The following is an 18,157-nucleotide window of genomic DNA, read 5'->3' on the forward strand; positions in this document are numbered from 1 at the left end:
TATAATCCACTTGTTTTTTGGTTCCCTATTTTTAAAGGAAAATTTATGAGCATTCAAGAACAAATCAAAGAAGTGGTTACCACACATCGTGTTGTGCTGTTTATGAAAGGCACAAAACAATTCCCACAATGCGGATTTTCGGCGCGTGCGGTACAAATTTTGCAAGCAGCTGGCTGCGAAGAATTTGCCACAGTAAATGTGTTAGAAAATGATGAAGTGCGTCAAGGAATTAAAGAATACAGCGATTGGCCAACCATTCCTCAACTGTATGTTAATGGCGAATTTGTCGGTGGCTCTGACATTATGATGGAAATGTATGAAGCAGGCGAATTGCAAGATTTGTTGAAAGCATAATTTACATTATTAAAAGGCAGCCTGAAAAACATTTTCAGGTTGCCTTTTGTTTATTTTATTTTTTCGGTGCGGATTTTTCCAATTGCGCCAACTGCTGCAACGCCAACATCGCGCTTGCCACACCTTGAGCCGCCGCTTTTTCATACCACATTTTTGCTACAGCCAAATCTTTGGCGACACCCGTTCCCGTCGCATAACGCGCCGCCAAATTATTTTGCGCGTCCGCATGCCCCTGCTCTGCCGCTTTTGTGTACCACATCACCGCTTTGGCATAATCCTGCGCCACACCGCCTTCGCCCTGACTGTACAACAATCCTGCCATAAATTGCGCTTCCGTTTCGCCCTGTGCAGCTGCTTTTTCATACCAATGCAAAGCTTGTGGCAAATCCGCTTTCACGCCCAAACCATCTTCATACAACACCGCCAAATTAAATTGCGCCACTTTATCGCCTTGCTCTGCCAAAGGCTGCAAAATACGCAAAGCAGCCTGAAAATCCTGTTTGATATACGCAGCCGCAGCTTGGTCATACAAAGATTGCGAAGCCGCTGAAACAGTAGGCGTATTCACATTGCTGGATGCAGATGCTGCTACACTTGTTGTTTCAGGTTGGCTGGCAGAATGATTTGAGGTCGGCTGACTATTGGCATTTTGGTTGCACGCACACAGCAGTACCACTAATAATGCAGATAATTTTTTCATATTTCAGTACCTAATCTGGGGATTATTGATTTTTTTCAGGCTGCCTTTTCTTAAATCACTATATTAACGCGAACTCGGGATAAGAAAAATTAAAAATTCTATGAAAATAAATGACTTGCGTAGGGTGGGTGCTTGCATCCACCATGTTCATGCAGCCTGAAATCAAATTCTCAATAATGCTACGGTAAACTCGTGGGTGCAAGCACCCACCCTACGGAAGATTTTTTTATTAAAACAAATGCTTAATTTATTTCTTATCCCGAACTCGCGTTATATTATTTTTAATTTTAGACGACTATAAAATGGGCAGCCTGAAACTTATTCCGTTGCCACATGCACACTAATCGGCTGCAACACCGCCAAATCCTGCGGTTTCATTGCTACCAAAAAACCGCGTTTGCCACCGTTAATATAAATCGTTGGCAAAGCGTAAATCGTTTCTTCCACATAAATCGGCAAGCGCGTTTTGATGCCAAACGGACTGGTTCCACCCACCAAATAACCCGTCCATTTATTAGCCTGTTCGGGCGTGGCAGGCTCAATGTGTTTCGCACCCAGCTCGCGTGCCAAATTGCGCGTAGAAATTTGCTTATCGCCGTGCATAATGCAGATTAAACCCTTTTTCTTGTCATCTTCCAACACAATTGTTTTGACTACCGCGTGTTCATCCACAGCCAAATGCGCCGCAGCAACCGCCGTGCCACCGTGTTCCACATAGGGATACAAACACGGTTCAAAAGCAATTTTGTGGGCGCGTAAAAATCGTACCGCAGGTGTAACAGGATAATCCGATTTATTGTGTTTAGACATAATGTTTGACCTTAATCTGGCAACAAAATCGTTATTTTACTGCCAATCCGCATTTTCAGGCAGCCTGAAAACAGGCAAAATAAACATTTTTTGCAATTAGGAGTGTCCAAAATGGGGACGCAAACATGGTTTTATTGGGCGTTGGCATCTGCTTTTTTTGCTGCAATGACCGCTATTTTCGCCAAACTTGGTTTGCAAGGCATCAATTCTGATTTTGCTACTTTTATTCGCACGTGGGTGATTATCATCGCTTTGGGCGCATTTTTAACGTACACAAAACAATGGCAATCATTAAGCCATTTATCAGGCAAAAATTGGCTGTTTTTGATTTTATCAGGTTTGGCGACAGGCGCATCGTGGGTTGCATATTTCAAAGCCTTGCAAATGGGCAATGCTTCGCAAGTCGCACCGATTGATAAATTTAGCGTGGTGCTGGTTGCACTGTTTGCCGTATTGTTTTTGGGCGAAAAACCGAGTGGACAAGATTGGCTAGGCATCGCTTTGGTGGCGGCTGGTGTGCTGACTTTGGCATTAAAACGATAAAAATACGCGCTATTTGCAACAAAATCATTTAAAATAGGCACTTTTATTTTTCAGGCTGCCTTTCAGTACACGACAATTTTTTGGATTACCGCCAATCTATCCCCTCCCTCGTCCCCAACGGGGGAGCGCTAGGGTGGGGGGCAAATCTGTGGAAACACATCAATATTGTTGAAAATCAACGAACCACCCTCACCCTAGCCCTCTCCCGCCAGACGGGAGAGGGGACAGGTTTCAGGCAACCCAACTATTTTTGTCGTGTACTATTAGGCAGCCTGAAAACTCGCAATCAAGGAAACACATTATGACCGACTGCATTTTCTGCAAAATTGCAAACAAAGAAATCCCATCTAGCATTGTGTACGAAGACGAAGATATGTTCTGCTTTAAAGACATCAATCCAGCCGCACCCGTGCATTTATTGCTGATTCCCAAAGTTCACATGGATTCGCTGGCACACGCGCAGCCTGAACATCAAGCCTTGCTGGGCAAAATGATGCTGAAAGTGCCACAAATCGCCGCCGAAGCGGGTTTGACCAATGGCTTCAAAACGCAAATCAATACTGGCAAAGGTGGCGGACAGGAAGTATTCCATTTGCATATTCATATTTTGGGACGACCTGCTTAATTTATTTTTTTCAGGCTGCCTTTCGGTATACGATAAGAATATTCAGTTTATTTGAACAGACTGTATTTAGGGTTGGATATTGGTGTTTATTGAAAAATATTGGACACAAAAATTCGACCAGAGGCAGCCTGAAAACTATTTTTATATCAAAATATAAGGAAAATTTCATGGGCGTTACAGGTATTTGGCAATGGGTTGTCGTATTGCTTATTGTGGTTTTGATTTTTGGTACCAAAAAATTGCGTAATGTAGGCAAAGATTTAGGTGGCGCAGTACACGATTTCAAACAAGGTTTGGAAAATGGAACGCAGCCTGAAACCGCCAAAAAAGAAGAAACACCCGAACAGCAATCGGATAAACAAGCGTAAACAATATGTTTGATTTCAGTTTCGCAGAAATGATGTTGGCAGGCGTGGTGGCTTTGATTGTGCTGGGGCCCGAACGTCTGCCGATTGTTGCGCGTAAAACAGGAGAGTGGATTGGTAAAATTCACCGCTTGGCAGCAAATGTCAAAAGTGAATTAGCCAGCAATGCCCAAATTGCCGAATTCAATCAAGTGAAAACAGATTTGACTCACGCAGCGGAAAATATCAAACACGATTTGCAAGATTTTGGCAAACACATTCAAAAACAAACTGATGAAATTTCAAGTGAAATTTTGCCTGCATGGGAGCGTTTGCCTGAACAAAAAACGCCTGCCGATTTTGGCGTGAACGAAATGGAGCAATCTTTGTCTGTGGCAGATTCAGGTGGCCTGAAAAATATGTCATGGCAAATCAAATCTTTGCGTAAACAAGCGATGACACGCAAACGAGATATGCGCCCACGTTATCGCCCCACACCCAAATTGAGGAGTCGCCGATGAGTGAATCATTGCCCGAAGGTGGAAAAATGCAGCCTTTGGTGGAACATTTGCTGGAATTGCGCCGCCGTTTGGTGTGGACGATTGTGGGTATTGCATTATGTTTTTTAGTTGCTGTTCCATTCGCGCAAAATTTGTATGCATGGGTGGCACAACCATTGATGAGCGTGCTACCACAAAATACTAGCATGATTGCGACTGATGTGGTCGCACCGTTTTTTGTGCCGCTGAAAGTGGCGTTGATGGCGGCGTTTTTGGTGTCCTTGCCCCATACTTTGTATCAAATTTGGGCGTTTGTCGCGCCTGCTTTGTATCAAAACGAAAAGCGTTTGATTGCGCCATTGATTTTGTCTAGCTTGATTTTGTTTGCGATAGGCATGGCATTTTGTTATTTTTTGGTGTTTCCGATTGTCTTTAAATTTTTTGCCAGCATGACACCGAGTGGTGTGAATATGGCAACGGATATAGACAAATATTTATCGTTTGTTTTGGGTATGTTTATTGCATTTGGCATGACTTTTGAAACGCCTGTTGCAGTCGTTTTGCTGCATCGCATGGGTGTGATTTCATTGGCACAACTTCAAGTGGCGCGGCCTTATGTGATTGTGGCATCATTCGTGATTGCTGCTGTGGTTACGCCCCCCGATGTGTTGAGCCAAATGATGTTAGCTGTGCCGATGTTATTATTGTATGAAACAGGCTTACTGGCATGCCGTATCATCAAACCACGCCAAAATAATGAGGCAGCCTGAAAAACAGGGTCTGAAATACAGTTTGCACAGCTTTCAGGCTGCCTTTTTATTACACAAAATGCAGCCTGAAAAAAACAGTTTGCGAATTTATCCTATTTTGCGGTTATAATTCCGCTGAAATTTTCAACAGGAAAATCCATCCATGAAAAAAAACGTTTTACTGATAACTGCTGCGCTGATACTTGCTGCATGTGCCAGCAATACTGCTGTTGATAAAGATGTACAAGCTACTCAAGATTGGTCGCACGACCGCTTGTATCGCGAAGCGCGAGATGAATTAAACGGTGGTCGCTATGACCGTGCAGTCAAATTGTACGAAATTTTACGTTCACGCCAAGCCGATGGGCGTTATACCGAGCAATCGCTACTGGATTCAGCTTACGCGCATTATAAAAATGAAGAACCTGCCAAAGCATTAGCTGATTTGGCGCGGTTTATGCACAACTTTCCTGCCAGCGTGGACATGGATTATGCTTTGTATTTGCGTGGATTGGTGTTGTTTGATGAAGACCAATCATTCTTGCGTAAACTGGCTTCACAAGATTGGTCAGACCGCGACCCAGAAGCCAATCGCCGCGCATTTCGTGCTTTTGAAGAATTAGTTAAACGCTTTCCCGAAAGTAAATATGCGGAAGATGCCAGCAAACGCATGGCACAACTGGTAGATGCTTTGGGTGGACACGAATTGGCAATCGCACAATATTATGCCAAACGCGGTGCATTCTTGGCTGCTAATAATCGCGCACAATCCGTGATTCGCCAATACCAAAATACGCGTTATGTAGAAGAAGCATTGGCAATCATGATTTACAGTTACCAAAAAATGGGTAATCAGCAATTAGCGGATGATAGTATGCGTATCCTGAAACAAAACTTCCCCGAAAGCCCTTATTTGCAAAAAGGCTGGGCGCAAAATAACAGTATGCCATGGTGGGGTTGGTGGCGACGTAGCGAATAAATCACACCTATTTTCAGGCTGCATTATGATGAGGCAGCCTGAAAGTTTATTTTATTTATCAGAAAGTTATTATGAAAAAAACATTTCTTGCTATTGTGTTATTGAGTAGTGCATTTGCCATTGCCGCACCCAAACATACCGAAGCGCAAGTGTATTCTTATCGTTTGACCATGAAAGCTGCTAACCAAGATTTGCAAAATGGTAATAGCCAGCGCGCATTTTTGCGGATTAAGTTCATGGCAGAACAAGGTTTCCCCGAAGCACAATATTTGCTCGGCACGCTGTATGAAGATGGCGAAGGAACCAAAAAAGACCTCACCAAAGCACGCGAATGGTACACCAAAGCAGCGACACAAACCGCCAATGCGGAAACCGCTACATTAGCCAAACAAGCATTGGCAGAAATGCAATAAAATACAGTTGTGTAAAATAGAAATAAGGCAAGGCAACTTCTTAGTATTTAAACCTTAGTATGATTTTTATTTGAGCCAACGATATAGTGAATTCAATTTAAACCAGTACAGCGTTGCCAGCTCCCTTATGTACTATGTGTACACGGCGGTCGCTGTCGCCTTGTCCTGATTTAAATTGAATCCACTATAAAAGGCAGCCTGAAACGTTGAATGCCCATTTTCAGGCTGCCTAAAAAACGATAAAATACACATTTTTACATAATCTCACACACTGTTTACCATGCCTCACATACCCGATATTGCTGACTGCATTGAGCAGAATTTGGCTCAATATTTTCATGATTTAAATGGCGAAACCCCTTGTGGCGTTTACGATATGGTTTTGTTTCAAGTAGAAAAACCCCTACTGCAATTTGTGCTAACACAATGCGAAGGTAATCAATCCAAAGCCGCTGAAATGCTTGGTTTGAATCGCAATACTTTGCGCAAAAAATTATTGCAACATCATATTATTGATTAATATTCAGGCAGCCTGAAAACGTATTATTGCGTTTTTCAGGCTGCTTTTGTCTATTTCACAAAAGCAGCCTGAAACCGAAAGCCCATTATGCTTTATCAAATTATCGCACTTATTATTTGGGGCAGCTCCTTCATCGTTGCCAAATCCGCTTTTACTATGCTGTCCCCAGCCATGTTGGTACAAGCACGTTTGTTGATTGCAGCACTCATCATGCTCCCCCCTTGCCTTGCGATACAAAAGCAAAATTCCCAAGCATGCGTATAAACCCTTAATTATTTTATCGCTGTGTCATTATGTGATTATTTTATTATTACAATTCATTGGTTTACAATACACATCTGCCGCTAGCGCCGTTACATTAATTGGATTAGAACCACTGATTATGGTATTTGTCGGACATTTCCTGTTTCACGACCCAGCGCGTTGGTTTCATTGGCTTACAGGCGTATTTGCCTTTATTGGTGTTGCCATGCTGGTTATGGGCGGAGCAGAAAGTGGTGGTTCAGCCAGTTTGCTAGGCAGTATATTGATTTTATTGAGTAGTTTTCTATTTAGTTTGATTTGGCGACCCACACGCAAATTGATTGATGAAATTGGTGTACCAGCTTATACCGCTTGTTCAATGGTTTTAGGCGCAATTTTATGCCTACCCTTTACCCTAATTCTTGCCGATAGTTTCACTATTCATTGGACATGGCACGGCAGTTTGAGTATTTTATATATGGGCATCGCATGCAGTTGGCTTGCTTATTTACTCTGGAACAAAGGCATGAGCAGCGTTTCCGCTAACTTATCAGGTTTATTGACCACACTTGAACCCCTATTTGGCGTATTGTTAGCCGTGATATTTCTTGGAGAACGATTAAGCCTAGTTGTCATGGAGTGGCGCCGCCTTGATTATTTTTGCTACCATAGCCGCAGCATTAATCCCCAGATTTTTGGATAAGGCAGCCTGAAAAAGCAAAAATGGAATATAAAAATATGTTTAGTACTTTATTTTTAATAGTTTTATTTGTTTTTATCATTGTTTTGCCATTGGTATGGCTTTTATCGCAGAGTTCTCATGCACAAGATAGTGAATGTACACTCCCTAAAAGTGAGAAAAAGCCTATTACCCCAAAAACCAATCTTAACGAAAAGAAAGGTGCCGTTGGTGAGCAAATTATTAAAGTTCTAGTATTAAATCAATTGGATAGAAATATTTATCATTATTTTCATAATTTAATCATTCCAAGCCGCACTCGCACTACCCAAATTGACAACATTATTGTGTCGCCGTTTGGAATTTTTGTGATTGAAACCAAATACTTTGCGGGTTGGATTTACGGACAAGAACAGCAAAAAATGTGGACACACACTTTATCGCGTCACAGTAAATTTTCGTTTAAAAATCCATTACATCAAAATTACAGACATATCAAAGCCTTATCGGAATTATTGAATTTACCTGAAACACATTTTCACTCGGTGGTTGCGTTCACACATCGTGAATGCCAACTCAAAACGCCTTTTCCACCAAATGTTTGTTTGCAATCCAATTTTATTAATTATATTCAATCATTTGAACAAGAAATCTTGAATAATGATACAATTCAGGCAGCCTGTACGATTTTGTCGCAAGAAAGTTGGATTGCCACGCCTGAGCGCGTGCAAGCCCATCTACAGCAATTTCAATCCAATTAATTTTTTTCTGTTTTCATTTAATTTTCTGTATAAGGAATAATGTTTTATGCCAAATATCCAACGCGCATTGATTAGCCTGTCCGACAAAACAGGCGTTGTCGCATTTGCCCAAGCCCTGAATGCGATGGGCGTTGAAATTTTGTCCACAGGCGGCACGGCAAAAATGCTTGCCGAAGCCAATGTTCCCGTAATTGAAGTGGCGGATTACACAGGCTTTCCCGAAATGTTGGACGGGCGCGTGAAAACGCTGCACCCGAAAATTCACGGCGGCATTTTGGGCAGACGCGATTTGGACGAACACGTTGCCGCCATGCGCGAACACGGCATTGACCGCATTGATTTGGTGTGCGTGAATTTGTATCCCTTTGCCGCCACGATTGCGAAAGCAGGCTGCACGCTGGAAGACGCGATTGAAAACATTGACATCGGCGGTCCGACAATGGTGCGTTCTGCCGCGAAAAACTGGCAACACGTTGCGATTGTTACCGATAATCAGGATTTTGCCGACATCATCGCCGAAATGCAGCAAAATGGCGCGAAATTGTCCGACAAAACGCGCTTTAATTTGTCGCGCAAAGCATTCAGCCACACCGCGCAATATGACGGCATGATTGCCAATTATTTGACCAGCGTGTCCGATGAAAAATTGTCGGGCGAGCCACAAATCAACGCATTCCCACAACAATTCAATCAAAGCTGGCTGAAAGTTCAAGAAATGCGTTATGGCGAAAATCCGCACCAACAAGCCGCGTTTTACCGCGACATTTACCCAGCCGCAGGCAGCCTGTCCGCCTACACTCAGTTGCAAGGTAAGGAATTGTCTTACAACAATATTGCGGATTCGGACGCGGCTTGGGAAGCGGTGAAAGCGTTTGAACAGCCCGCTTGTGTGATTGTGAAACACGCCAATCCCTGCGGTGTGGCGGTGGCAGACAATACGTTGAACGCCTACCGTTTGGCGTATGCGACCGATTCCACCAGCGCATTTGGCGGCATCATCGCCTTTAACCGCGAAGTAGATGGCGCGACCGCCAAACAAATCACGGACAATCAATTTATGGAAGTGATTATGTCGCCCAAATTCACGCCCGAAGCATTGGCGATTTTGGCGGAAAAGAAAAATGTGCGCGTATTGGAAATTCCCTTGCAGGCAGGCGCGAACCGTTTTGAATTGAAACGCGTGGGCGGTGGCTTGTTGGTACAAACGCCTGATATTCATCAAATTTCACGCGCGGATTTGAAAGTCGTGTCCAAACGCCAACCCACCGAGCAAGAATGGCAAGATTTGCTGTTTATGTGGAATGTAGCGAAATTTGTGAAATCCAACGCGATTGTGTTTGGCAAAGGCGGTCAGACTTACGGCATTGGCGCAGGTCAAATGAGCCGCGTGGACAGCACCCGCATTGCCGCGCGTAAAGCCCAAGACGGCGGTTTTGATTTGAACGGTGCGTGTGCGGCATCGGACGCGTTTTTCCCGTTCCGCGATGGCGTGGACGTGATTGCCGAGCAAGGAATTAAAGCGGTGATTCACCCAGCAGGTTCTATGCGCGATGAAGAAGTGTTCGCGGCTGCGGACGAGCATGGCATGGCGATGGTGGTAACGGGGGTGCGTCATTTCCGTCATTGATTTTGTTGGATAAATGAAGTTTCAGGCAGCCTGAAAAGCCGTATTTTGGTAATTCAGGCTGCCTGAATTCACTATAAAATTGATTTTGGCAGAATATTTGGTACGATTGTGATTAAAAATATTCAGGTAGCTTGAAAAAACAAAATTACTTTTCAGACTGCCTGAATATTTTTAATGATTAAATTTTACATGCTCCACCTGCACAACCATCGTCTTGTAAATCAGTTTGCACATCATCTGCGCCATCACGTGTATTGTGGTAATACAATGTTTTTACACCATATTTGTATGCTGATAACAAATCTTTCAACATTTGATTCATGGGAACACGACCACCTTCAAAACGTTTTGGGTCATAGCTGGTATTGGCAGAAATGGCTTGGTCAATGAATTTTTGCATCACGCCCACCAATTTCAAATAACCATCGTTGCCACCCATTTGCCACAAGGTTTCATATTGCCCTTTCAATTGTTCAAATTCGGGCACAACTTGTTTCAAAATACCATCTTTTGATGCTTTGACCGTTACCAATCCACGCGGTGGCTCAATGCCATTGGTGGCATTGGCAATTTGAGAACTGGTTTCGCTGGGCATCAATGCAGTTAAGGTACTGTTGCGTAAGCCATGTTTCACAATGTCGGCGCGCAATGTTTCCCAATCTAAATGCAAAGGTTCGGTGCAGAATTTGTCCAAATCTTTTTTATAGCTATCAATGGGTAAAAAGCCTTTTGAATATGTGGTTTCGTGGAATAAGGGGCATGCGCCATATTCTTTTGCCAAATTTACCGATGCTCGCAATAAATAATATTGCATGGCTTCAAATGTACGGTGGGTCAAGGAAATTGCGCTGTCATCGCTGTATTTCACCCCATTTTTTGCCAAATAATAGGCATAATTGATGACACCGACACCCAAAGTACGGCGATTCATCGTGGCTTTTTGGGCAGCAGGAACGGGGTAGTCTTGGTAATCCAATAATGCGTCTAAAGCACGAACCGTCAAATCCGCCAAATTTTCAAATTCACTTAATTCTGTGATGGCACCCAAATTGAATGCGGACAAGGTACACAGTGCAATTTCGCCATTTTCATCATTGATGTTATTTAATGGCTTGGTGGGCAAGGCAATTTCCAAGCATAAATTGGATTGGCGAACAGGGGCAACTTTGGGGTTAAATGGGCTGTGGGTATTGCAATGGTCAACATTTTGAATGTAAATGCGACCTGTGCCCGCGCGTTCTTGCATCAGAATGGAAAACAAGTCGGCAGCTGGCAAAACACGTTTGCGAATGGATTCATCTTGCTCGTATTGGGTGTATAAACGCTCAAATTCATCTTGGTCGGCGAAAAAGGCTTCGTATAAACCTGGTACTTCATTGGGAGAAAATAGGGTAATGTCTTGGTTTTTAATCAAACGCGTGTACATTAATTTATTGATTTGAATACCATAATCCAAATGGCGTACGCGATTTTCTTCCACACCACGGTTGTTTTTCAGCACCAGCAAACTTTCTGCTTCAATGTGCCACAATGGGTAAAATAAAGTGGCTGCACCGCCACGCACCCCACCTTGAGAACACGATTTAACGGCTGCCTGAAACATTTTGAAAAACGGAATGCAACCCGTATGTTGGGCTTCGCCACCGCGAATTTCACTACCTAAACCACGAATACGTCCTGCATTGATGCCAATGCCTGCGCGTTGTGAAACGTATTTCACAATTCCAGAAGTAGTGGCATTGATGCTGTCCAAACTATCATCGCATTCAATCAGCACGCAGCTGGAAAATTGGCGTGTAGGTGTGCGCACGCCCGACATAATCGGTGTGGGCAAGGAAATTTTGAATTGCGATACTGCATCATAAAAGCGTTTCACATAATCCAAGCGTGTGTTTTTGGGGTATTTGGCAAACAAGCACATTGCCACCAAAATATACAAAAATTGTGGGCTTTCGTAGATTTTTTTGTTGACGCGATTTTGCACCAAATATTTGCCTTCCAATTGTTTGACGGCAGCATAAGCAAAATTCAAATCGCGCTCATGGTCAATATATTGATTTAATTCATTAAACTCTTCTTCTCTGTAATCTTGCAAAATGTGTGGGTCATATTTGCCATCGGCGGTTAATTTTTGTACATGTTGAAACAAATGAGGTGGCGTGTATTCGCCATAGGCAATTTTGCGCAAATGAAAAATTGCCAAACGAGCTGCCAAATATTGGTAATCAGGTGTTTCTTCGGAAATCAAATCGGCAGCAGATTTGATGATGGTTTCATGAATGTCTTGTGTGCGAATGCCATTGTAGAATTGAATGTGCGATTTCATTTCCACTTGTGAGACAGAAACATTGTTTAATCCTTCTGCCGCCCATTGCACCACACGATGGATTTTGTCTAAATCAATGGCTTCTAATCGTCCGTCTCGTTTGGTTACTTTGATAACGCTTGCATTCATAGTGTGTACCTTAAAAAAATTAAAGGCAAAACGCATTTTTGGGTAGGTACGTTTTGCTAAATGAAATTCCAGTATGCGTATGATACGGCTTTTCAGGCTGCCTGAATAGTCTTGACAAACTTATTATATATTATAACAAATTGATTTTTATATATTATTTTTAGTTTATTAGAAAGCAGTAAGTTAGCACAGAGGTTGATATATCAGGTTTTCAGGCTGCCTAATAAGGGTTTAATGTGTATTTTTTCGTCAAATTGTGCTGCCATTAGCTTCTAATAGCTGTGTTAAAATAGTTACACTTAAATCATATTTGGATAAATTATGCCGTATCAATCACAAAATATTATTGTCGGATTATCAGGCGGTGTGGACAGCTCGGTAACCGCCGCTTTGCTCAAACAACAAGGCGCAAACGTGCGCGGCGTGTTCATGCAAAACTGGGAAGACGACAACAACGATGAATATTGCAGCATCAAACAAGATTCGCTGGACGCAATGGCGGTTGCCGACATTGTCGGGATAGACATTGACATCGTGAATTTTGCCGCGCAATACAAAGACAAAGTGTTTGCCTATTTCTTGCAAGAATATCAAGCAGGCAGAACGCCCAATCCCGATGTGTTGTGCAATGCCGAAATCAAGTTCAAATGTTTTTTGGATTATGCGATTGAGCAAGGCGCGGAAGCGATTGCCACAGGACACTACGCCCGAAAAATGGTGCGCGATGATGTGCATTATCTGCTGCGCGGCGTGGACGGCAACAAAGACCAAAGCTATTTCTTGTACCGTTTGCAGCCACATCAGTTGCAAAAAGCCTTATTTCCATTGGGCGATTTGGAAAAGCCTGAAGTGCGCCGTTTGGCAGAACAATTCAGGCTGCCTACCGCCACCAAAAAAGACAGTACGGGCATTTGCTTTATCGGCGAACGCCCATTCCGTGAGTTTTTGCAAAAATACCTCCCCACCCACGAAGGCAATATGGTTACACCCGAAGGCAAAATCGTGGGCAAACATGTGGGTTTGACGTTCTACACGATTGGTCAGCGCAAAGGTTTGGGGATTGGCGGTGCAGGCGAGCCTTGGTTTGTGGTTGGCAAAAATCTACCGAAAAATGAACTGATTGTGGTGCAAGGTCATGACCACGAATTATTGTTCACAAAATCGCTCAAAATGAATGATTTAAGTTGGACGCTGCCTGAAAAACCGCGTGAAGGTCGCTACACTTGCAAAACGCGCTATCGCATGGCAGATGCCGCGTGTGAGTTGCGATATTTGGACGATGAAACCGCAGAATTGCTGTTTGATGAACCGCAATGGGCAGTAACGCACGGGCAATCTGCCGTGTTGTATGACGGCGAAATTTGTTTGGGTGGTGGCGTGATTACCGCAACAGATAAAGATGTGATTATTGTATAAACAAAATTACTTATTTCTAATTAAAAAATAAATGCAGCCTGAAAAGTTTTCAGGCTGCATTTATTTTTTAATTTTTATTAATAATCAATATATTAATTTATAAATGAATGATGTGCATTGTTGTTTTACGCCCATTATAAGATGGGTATATATTATTTTAATATTAAAATTAGATTAAAGCGACAAAACTCTAATCATAAGCTTGAATAAGAATATATCTTTGCACTATTTTTATAAAATAATATACTTCTTGATTTATGTCAAAACACTTATTCTCCTATACCTTTATACTGCACAGCATTGAAGAACGGAGTAGCGAAAAACAACTTGTTTCGTATGATTCATTCTTTAATTGTTTTCCTCTTGATGTGTGTGTGTTTTGGTGTGGGTTAAATAGATTACCCACACCATTTTTTTATCTTAAAATCATACAGCAATAATTGTTACTTAGAACCTGTATTCATAATTTTGGCAGCTTGCTATCAAGGTTGTGAATACAGGTTCTTAGTTTCTATAAAAACATAGCCAACGCGGTACGCCGTGTTTCCAAGTTATCACAGGCAGCCTGAAAACTTGCTGCATCCCCCCAATAGCTAAATTGTTTTTTTGCGCGTGTAATTGCGGTGTACAGCAGTGCACGGCTGGCAATGCTGTGCTGTGGTGCAATAAACCAAACCGCATCGTATTCGGAACCTTGACTTTTGTGTACCGTCATTGCAAATGCCGTTTCGTGTTCAGGTAAGCGGCTCAATGGCACGGTACGAAAACCGTGTTGTTCATCGGCAAAACAGGCAACTAATCCATCAAAATTTTCAGGCTGCATCACAATACCAACATCGCCGTTATACAATTTTTGCGTGGGTGCATTGCGCGTAATCATCAGCATTTGCCCTGCATACCAGCTTGCTTCTGGACGTACACGCGCATGATGTTGCAATAATTGACGATAGGTTTCATTTACTTTCTGCGCATCTTGTCGCAATGCGGTCAGTATGATTAAACGATTTTGTGCGGCAAAGGCAGCCTGAACATTATGCGTTTCAATAGCTCGCCAATAATCATTGTGTTGTGCGTATAGCTTATGTGCTAATGTGGCAATATGATTTTGTTTTATTTTCAATTCTTCGGGAAATTGTGCAAATGTTTCCCAAGCATCAAGGCAGCCTGAAAGCACTTTGTTTGCCAAACATCCAATCCCACTTTCTGCATCAAAACGATGGCTTAAAGTTAGACGTGCGTATTGTTCCGATACAGTACCCCAATCTTCGCGTTCAGGCAGCAGCGCGAATAATTGCGCCAAAGTTTCAGGCTGCATTTCTTGTTGATGCGATAAAGCTGCCAAAATCGCCCCTGCACCCACCGATGGCAACTGATTAGCATCGCCGAGCAAAATCACGCGACAAGTCTCGGGTAATGCCAACAATAATTGCAGAAACAAATGGTTATCTAACATAGATGCTTCGTCCACCAAAACAATATCCAAAGGTAAACGATGAGTGGCGTGAAATTCAGGCTGCATTTGTGGCGGTGTTAAACCCAATAAACGATGCACGGTCTGTCCATTGAGTGCGTTCAAATGTGCCGCTACGTTTTCAGGCAGCATGGGTATTTGGGCAATGGCGCGGCGCAAAGCCTCCGACAATCTCGCGGCAGCTTTGCCCGTTGGTGCAATCAAGGCAATGCGTGGTAAGGTTTCATCGCACAATAAAGCCAATAATTTCGCAACTGTGGTGGTTTTGCCCGTTCCAGGTCCACCGCTAATCAGTACAAAATTTTTAATCAGCGCAAGAGCGGCCGCGGCTTGCTGGTCGCGGCTACCTGCATCGGTAAACCATGTACGCAATTTATCGGCTATATTTTCAGGCTGCCTAGGTATTATATTGGCAGATAACCGCTGGATTTGTTGTGCCAATTCGCGTTCTAATTGCCAATTTCGTGCCAAAAATAAACGGCGATTTTGTAAGACAATCGGACTGCTGCTATCCGTTCCCACTATTGGCGTGCAATGGATAAGCTTATCTGCATCTTCTTGTGTGATATAGATAAATGTGTCCCCATTGGCAAACGCGGTAAATAGTCGTTCTATAAAGGGAGCAACTTGTGCCGCGATGTTGGGTTCTATTTGAGCAAACAAAGATTGTGCGGCTTGCGCGGCAAAATTGATAGTTAATTCTGTATTCATATTATGTTGTCATCATAAATTTAATTCGTATAGTTGGTTAAAATAAAAAGTAAGGCAAGGCAACAGTGACTGCTGTATACACCTAGTACATAAGGTAGCTGGCAATGCTGTTTGTTTATTTTAACCGACTGAAACCTTTGCAAAACCCTATTTTTTTGAACTTTTTTGAAAAATAAATTTCTTAAAATTCAAAAAAATAAAATTTTTAAATATCAAATTTTAGGAGTTTTGCAAAGGTTTCCGACTATAAAAACAATTCTGTATTTTCAGGCTGCCTTAAAAACACAAAAAAGCACCGTTATGATACGGTGCTTTCTTATGGCAATAAAATTATTTTTTGCTCAAAGAATCACGGATTTCGCGCAATAATAAAATTTCTTCACTTGGCTCAGCAGGTACTTCTTCAACTGGAGCAGGTTCTTTTTTCATGCTATTAATGGCTTTAATTACGCAGAAAATAGCAGATGCTACAATTAAAAAGCTAATGATGGTATTAATGAACAAACCCACATTCATGGTTACTGCACCTGCTGCTTTTGCAGCTTCCAAAGTAGCATAACCTGCTTCAGGTTTATCAGCGCCATCTTTTAATGTTAAAAATAAATTAGAAAAATCTACGCCACCCAAAATCAAGCCAATAGGCGGCATAATCACATCATCTACCAAAGATTTAACAATCCCTGAAAATGCAGTGCCTACAACCATGCCGACAGCCAAATCAATCACGTTTCCGCGCATGATAAATTCTTTAAATTCTTGTTTAATTGACATTTTTAATCTCCAATAATGTATGTGTAAAAAATATTTCAGGTACGCAGCCTGAAAGCGTGTGCATCATACAGATATTTTTTGCATTATGTATTTGTATATTTTTATAATGTATGGAAAACCATTGTTTTATTTAATAATACAGCCTATTTTATTTAGATTGTGTGTGATTTAACTGCATCTTTTTTGTGAAATATGCTGTATAGTCAAAGAACTGAACCTACTTATCATTTTGTGTTCAATATGGATTTCCTTGATTATTTTTAATCGTGTAATAGTAACTTTTTTACAACATGAAATGTTTGAAAAACCTATTCAAACTGTCTGGAAATTCGTAAGTTGGATGCTTTTATCTTAATATTTTTTAAATATAGTCGTTTCAAATTAAAATAAGACAAGGTGACAGCAACTGCCGTGTACAAGTGGTACATAAGGGAGCTGGCAATGCCGTAATGTTTTAAATTGAATTCACTATATAAACAACTATATTTTTATGAATAAAACAAAGACAGCCTAAAGTCTTTGCAAAATTTCTTCAGGCTGCTTTATTCAATATTTTATGATTTTAACTCTCCAAACCATTTACTACGTAGTTTGTCATATGTACCATCAGCTTTAACTTGTTCCAAGCCTTGATTCAATTTATTCAATAAATCTTCATTGCCTTTTCGTACACCAAATCCCAACTGTTCTACTGTCGCCTGTTCATTTTTTATCACACGTAGATTTTCTTGTGGGTATTTGCTGGCATAATAAGACATAGCACCCCAATCGCCCAAAGTAGCAGCAGTTTGTCCTGCCATAGTTGCTTTTACACTTAACCATGTACCAGTTTCACTTGTTGCTTCTCCACCAAATTTTTTGGCAATTGTATCTTGCAATGTTCCTGTTTGTACTGCTATTTTTTTACCTTGCATATCCGCAAAACTCTTAATTTCTGGATGATTTTTGCCAACGAGCAACGCTGTACTGGTTTCAAAGTGTGGGTTGGTGAAGTCAATTTCTGCTTGTCGTTCAGGTGTAATTGTAATACCTGAACTGATAATATCGGCTTTCCCTTCTGTAATATCACTGAATAGTACTTCCCAAGGGCGTGGATTAAATTCAAATTTTAAGCCTTGTTTTTCGCCAATGGCACTCAATAATTCAAATTCAAAGCCGTCTTGTCTGCCTTCTGCAGAACGAATAATAAAAGGTTCATAATTTGCTTCTGATGAAACACGATAAACTTTTACCTCTGCTTCTGCTACAGATGGTGTTGAACTTTCTGTGTTTGATGAGGCTGTTTTGTTATCACTGCATGCTACCAAAAAAGCAAGCATAGAAAATGTTGTCAATAAGGTTTTTGTACGAATCATTTTGATTTCTCCGTATTGAATTTTGAGTGCTACATGAAAAATAAACCCAGAGTAAGTTTATCTTTAACTTGTTTTATTAAGAAATTAATCTTTCTTAAAATTTCAGCATCTAAACTTCTCAAAATACGACA

Annotated in this window: 18 protein-coding genes and 1 pseudogene; 13 read left to right on the top strand and 6 right to left on the bottom strand. The window is 41.7% G+C overall.

Annotated elements, in window-relative coordinates:
- Positions 1 to 45 precede the first annotated feature (45 nt).
- Entirely contained in the window at positions 46 to 354 is a 309-nt protein-coding gene (gene grxD, locus MIS45_RS05790; protein WP_249441836.1) for a Grx4 family monothiol glutaredoxin, read from the top strand.
- 55 nt (positions 355 to 409) lie between these two features.
- On the opposite strand, the gene MIS45_RS05795 is transcribed toward grxD, so the two are convergent.
- Positions 410 to 1,054 (bottom strand): tetratricopeptide repeat protein, encoded by a 645-nt coding sequence (locus MIS45_RS05795; RefSeq protein WP_249449837.1) that lies wholly within the window; start codon positions 1,052 to 1,054, stop codon positions 410 to 412.
- Between the two features lie 318 nt (positions 1,055 to 1,372).
- Positions 1,373 to 1,864: a Cys-tRNA(Pro) deacylase gene (gene ybaK / locus MIS45_RS05800; RefSeq protein WP_249449838.1), complete on the bottom strand. Its 492-nt coding sequence runs from the start codon at positions 1,862 to 1,864 to the stop codon at positions 1,373 to 1,375.
- Positions 1,865 to 1,975: 111 nt separating this feature from the next.
- On the opposite strand from ybaK, the gene MIS45_RS05805 reads away from it, so the two are divergent.
- From MIS45_RS05805 to purH, 11 genes and pseudogenes are all read left to right on the top strand, one after another.
- Complete coding sequence (locus tag MIS45_RS05805) at positions 1,976 to 2,407, top strand: EamA family transporter (RefSeq protein ID WP_249441839.1); 432 nt, start codon at positions 1,976 to 1,978, stop codon at positions 2,405 to 2,407.
- A gap of 301 nt (positions 2,408 to 2,708) precedes the next feature.
- Positions 2,709 to 3,032 carry a histidine triad nucleotide-binding protein gene (locus tag MIS45_RS05810; protein WP_249441840.1) on the top strand — a complete coding sequence of 108 codons (324 nt, stop codon included), beginning with the start codon at positions 2,709 to 2,711 and terminating at the stop codon, positions 3,030 to 3,032.
- A 167-nt stretch (positions 3,033 to 3,199) separates the two neighbouring features.
- Positions 3,200 to 3,400 carry a Sec-independent protein translocase subunit TatA gene (gene tatA, locus MIS45_RS05815; protein WP_249445066.1) on the top strand — a complete coding sequence of 67 codons (201 nt, stop codon included), beginning with the start codon at positions 3,200 to 3,202 and terminating at the stop codon, positions 3,398 to 3,400.
- A gap of 5 nt (positions 3,401 to 3,405) precedes the next feature.
- Positions 3,406 to 3,897 (top strand): Sec-independent protein translocase protein TatB, encoded by a 492-nt coding sequence (tatB, locus tag MIS45_RS05820; RefSeq protein ID WP_249449839.1) that lies wholly within the window; start codon positions 3,406 to 3,408, stop codon positions 3,895 to 3,897.
- Complete coding sequence (gene tatC / locus MIS45_RS05825) at positions 3,894 to 4,646, top strand: twin-arginine translocase subunit TatC (RefSeq protein WP_249449840.1); 753 nt, start codon at positions 3,894 to 3,896, stop codon at positions 4,644 to 4,646. The genes tatB and tatC overlap by 4 nt, the downstream gene beginning before the upstream one ends.
- Positions 4,647 to 4,788: 142 nt before the next feature.
- A complete protein-coding gene (locus tag MIS45_RS05830) occupies positions 4,789 to 5,604 on the top strand; it encodes an outer membrane protein assembly factor BamD (protein ID WP_249446190.1) in 816 nt (271 codons plus the stop codon).
- 71 nt (positions 5,605 to 5,675) lie between these two features.
- A complete protein-coding gene (locus tag MIS45_RS05835) occupies positions 5,676 to 6,017 on the top strand; it encodes an SEL1-like repeat protein (RefSeq protein ID WP_249446189.1) in 342 nt (113 codons plus the stop codon).
- Between the two features lie 280 nt (positions 6,018 to 6,297).
- The gene (locus tag MIS45_RS05840; protein ID WP_249441846.1) at positions 6,298 to 6,537 is read left to right on the top strand and encodes a Fis family transcriptional regulator; all 240 of its coding nucleotides are present in this window, start codon (positions 6,298 to 6,300) and stop codon (positions 6,535 to 6,537) included.
- 87 nt (positions 6,538 to 6,624) lie between these two features.
- Positions 6,625 to 7,493 (top strand): annotated as a pseudogene (locus MIS45_RS05845) (DMT family transporter).
- A gap of 25 nt (positions 7,494 to 7,518) precedes the next feature.
- Entirely contained in the window at positions 7,519 to 8,220 is a 702-nt protein-coding gene (locus tag MIS45_RS05850) for a nuclease-related domain-containing protein (RefSeq protein ID WP_249449841.1), read from the top strand.
- 46 nt (positions 8,221 to 8,266) lie between these two features.
- Complete coding sequence (purH, locus tag MIS45_RS05855; protein WP_249449842.1) at positions 8,267 to 9,847, top strand: bifunctional phosphoribosylaminoimidazolecarboxamide formyltransferase/IMP cyclohydrolase; 1,581 nt, start codon at positions 8,267 to 8,269, stop codon at positions 9,845 to 9,847.
- A 178-nt stretch (positions 9,848 to 10,025) separates the two neighbouring features.
- On the opposite strand, the gene nrdA is transcribed toward purH, so the two are convergent.
- Positions 10,026 to 12,302: a class 1a ribonucleoside-diphosphate reductase subunit alpha gene (gene nrdA / locus MIS45_RS05860; RefSeq protein WP_249449843.1), complete on the bottom strand. Its 2,277-nt coding sequence runs from the start codon at positions 12,300 to 12,302 to the stop codon at positions 10,026 to 10,028.
- Between the two features lie 321 nt (positions 12,303 to 12,623).
- Here nrdA and mnmA point away from each other — a divergent pair, with 321 nt between their 5' ends.
- The gene (gene mnmA, locus MIS45_RS05865; protein ID WP_249449845.1) at positions 12,624 to 13,718 is read left to right on the top strand and encodes a tRNA 2-thiouridine(34) synthase MnmA; all 1,095 of its coding nucleotides are present in this window, start codon (positions 12,624 to 12,626) and stop codon (positions 13,716 to 13,718) included.
- Positions 13,719 to 14,229: 511 nt separating this feature from the next.
- On the opposite strand, the gene recD is transcribed toward mnmA, so the two are convergent.
- From recD to MIS45_RS05880, 3 genes are all read right to left on the bottom strand, one after another.
- On the bottom strand, positions 14,230 to 15,900 hold the full coding sequence (gene recD / locus MIS45_RS05870; protein WP_249449846.1) for an exodeoxyribonuclease V subunit alpha: 1,671 nt from the start codon (positions 15,898 to 15,900) through the stop codon (positions 14,230 to 14,232).
- Positions 15,901 to 16,230: 330 nt separating this feature from the next.
- Positions 16,231 to 16,671, bottom strand: a complete 441-nt coding sequence (gene mscL, locus MIS45_RS05875; RefSeq protein ID WP_249449847.1) for a large conductance mechanosensitive channel protein MscL — start codon at positions 16,669 to 16,671, stop codon at positions 16,231 to 16,233.
- A 554-nt stretch (positions 16,672 to 17,225) separates the two neighbouring features.
- Complete coding sequence (locus tag MIS45_RS05880; RefSeq protein WP_249447984.1) at positions 17,226 to 18,026, bottom strand: substrate-binding periplasmic protein; 801 nt, start codon at positions 18,024 to 18,026, stop codon at positions 17,226 to 17,228.
- Between the last annotated feature and the right edge of the window lie 131 nt (positions 18,027 to 18,157).

The sequence above is a fragment of the Wielerella bovis genome (genome assembly GCF_022354465.1).
Classification (GTDB): domain Bacteria; phylum Pseudomonadota; class Gammaproteobacteria; order Burkholderiales; family Neisseriaceae; genus Wielerella; species Wielerella bovis.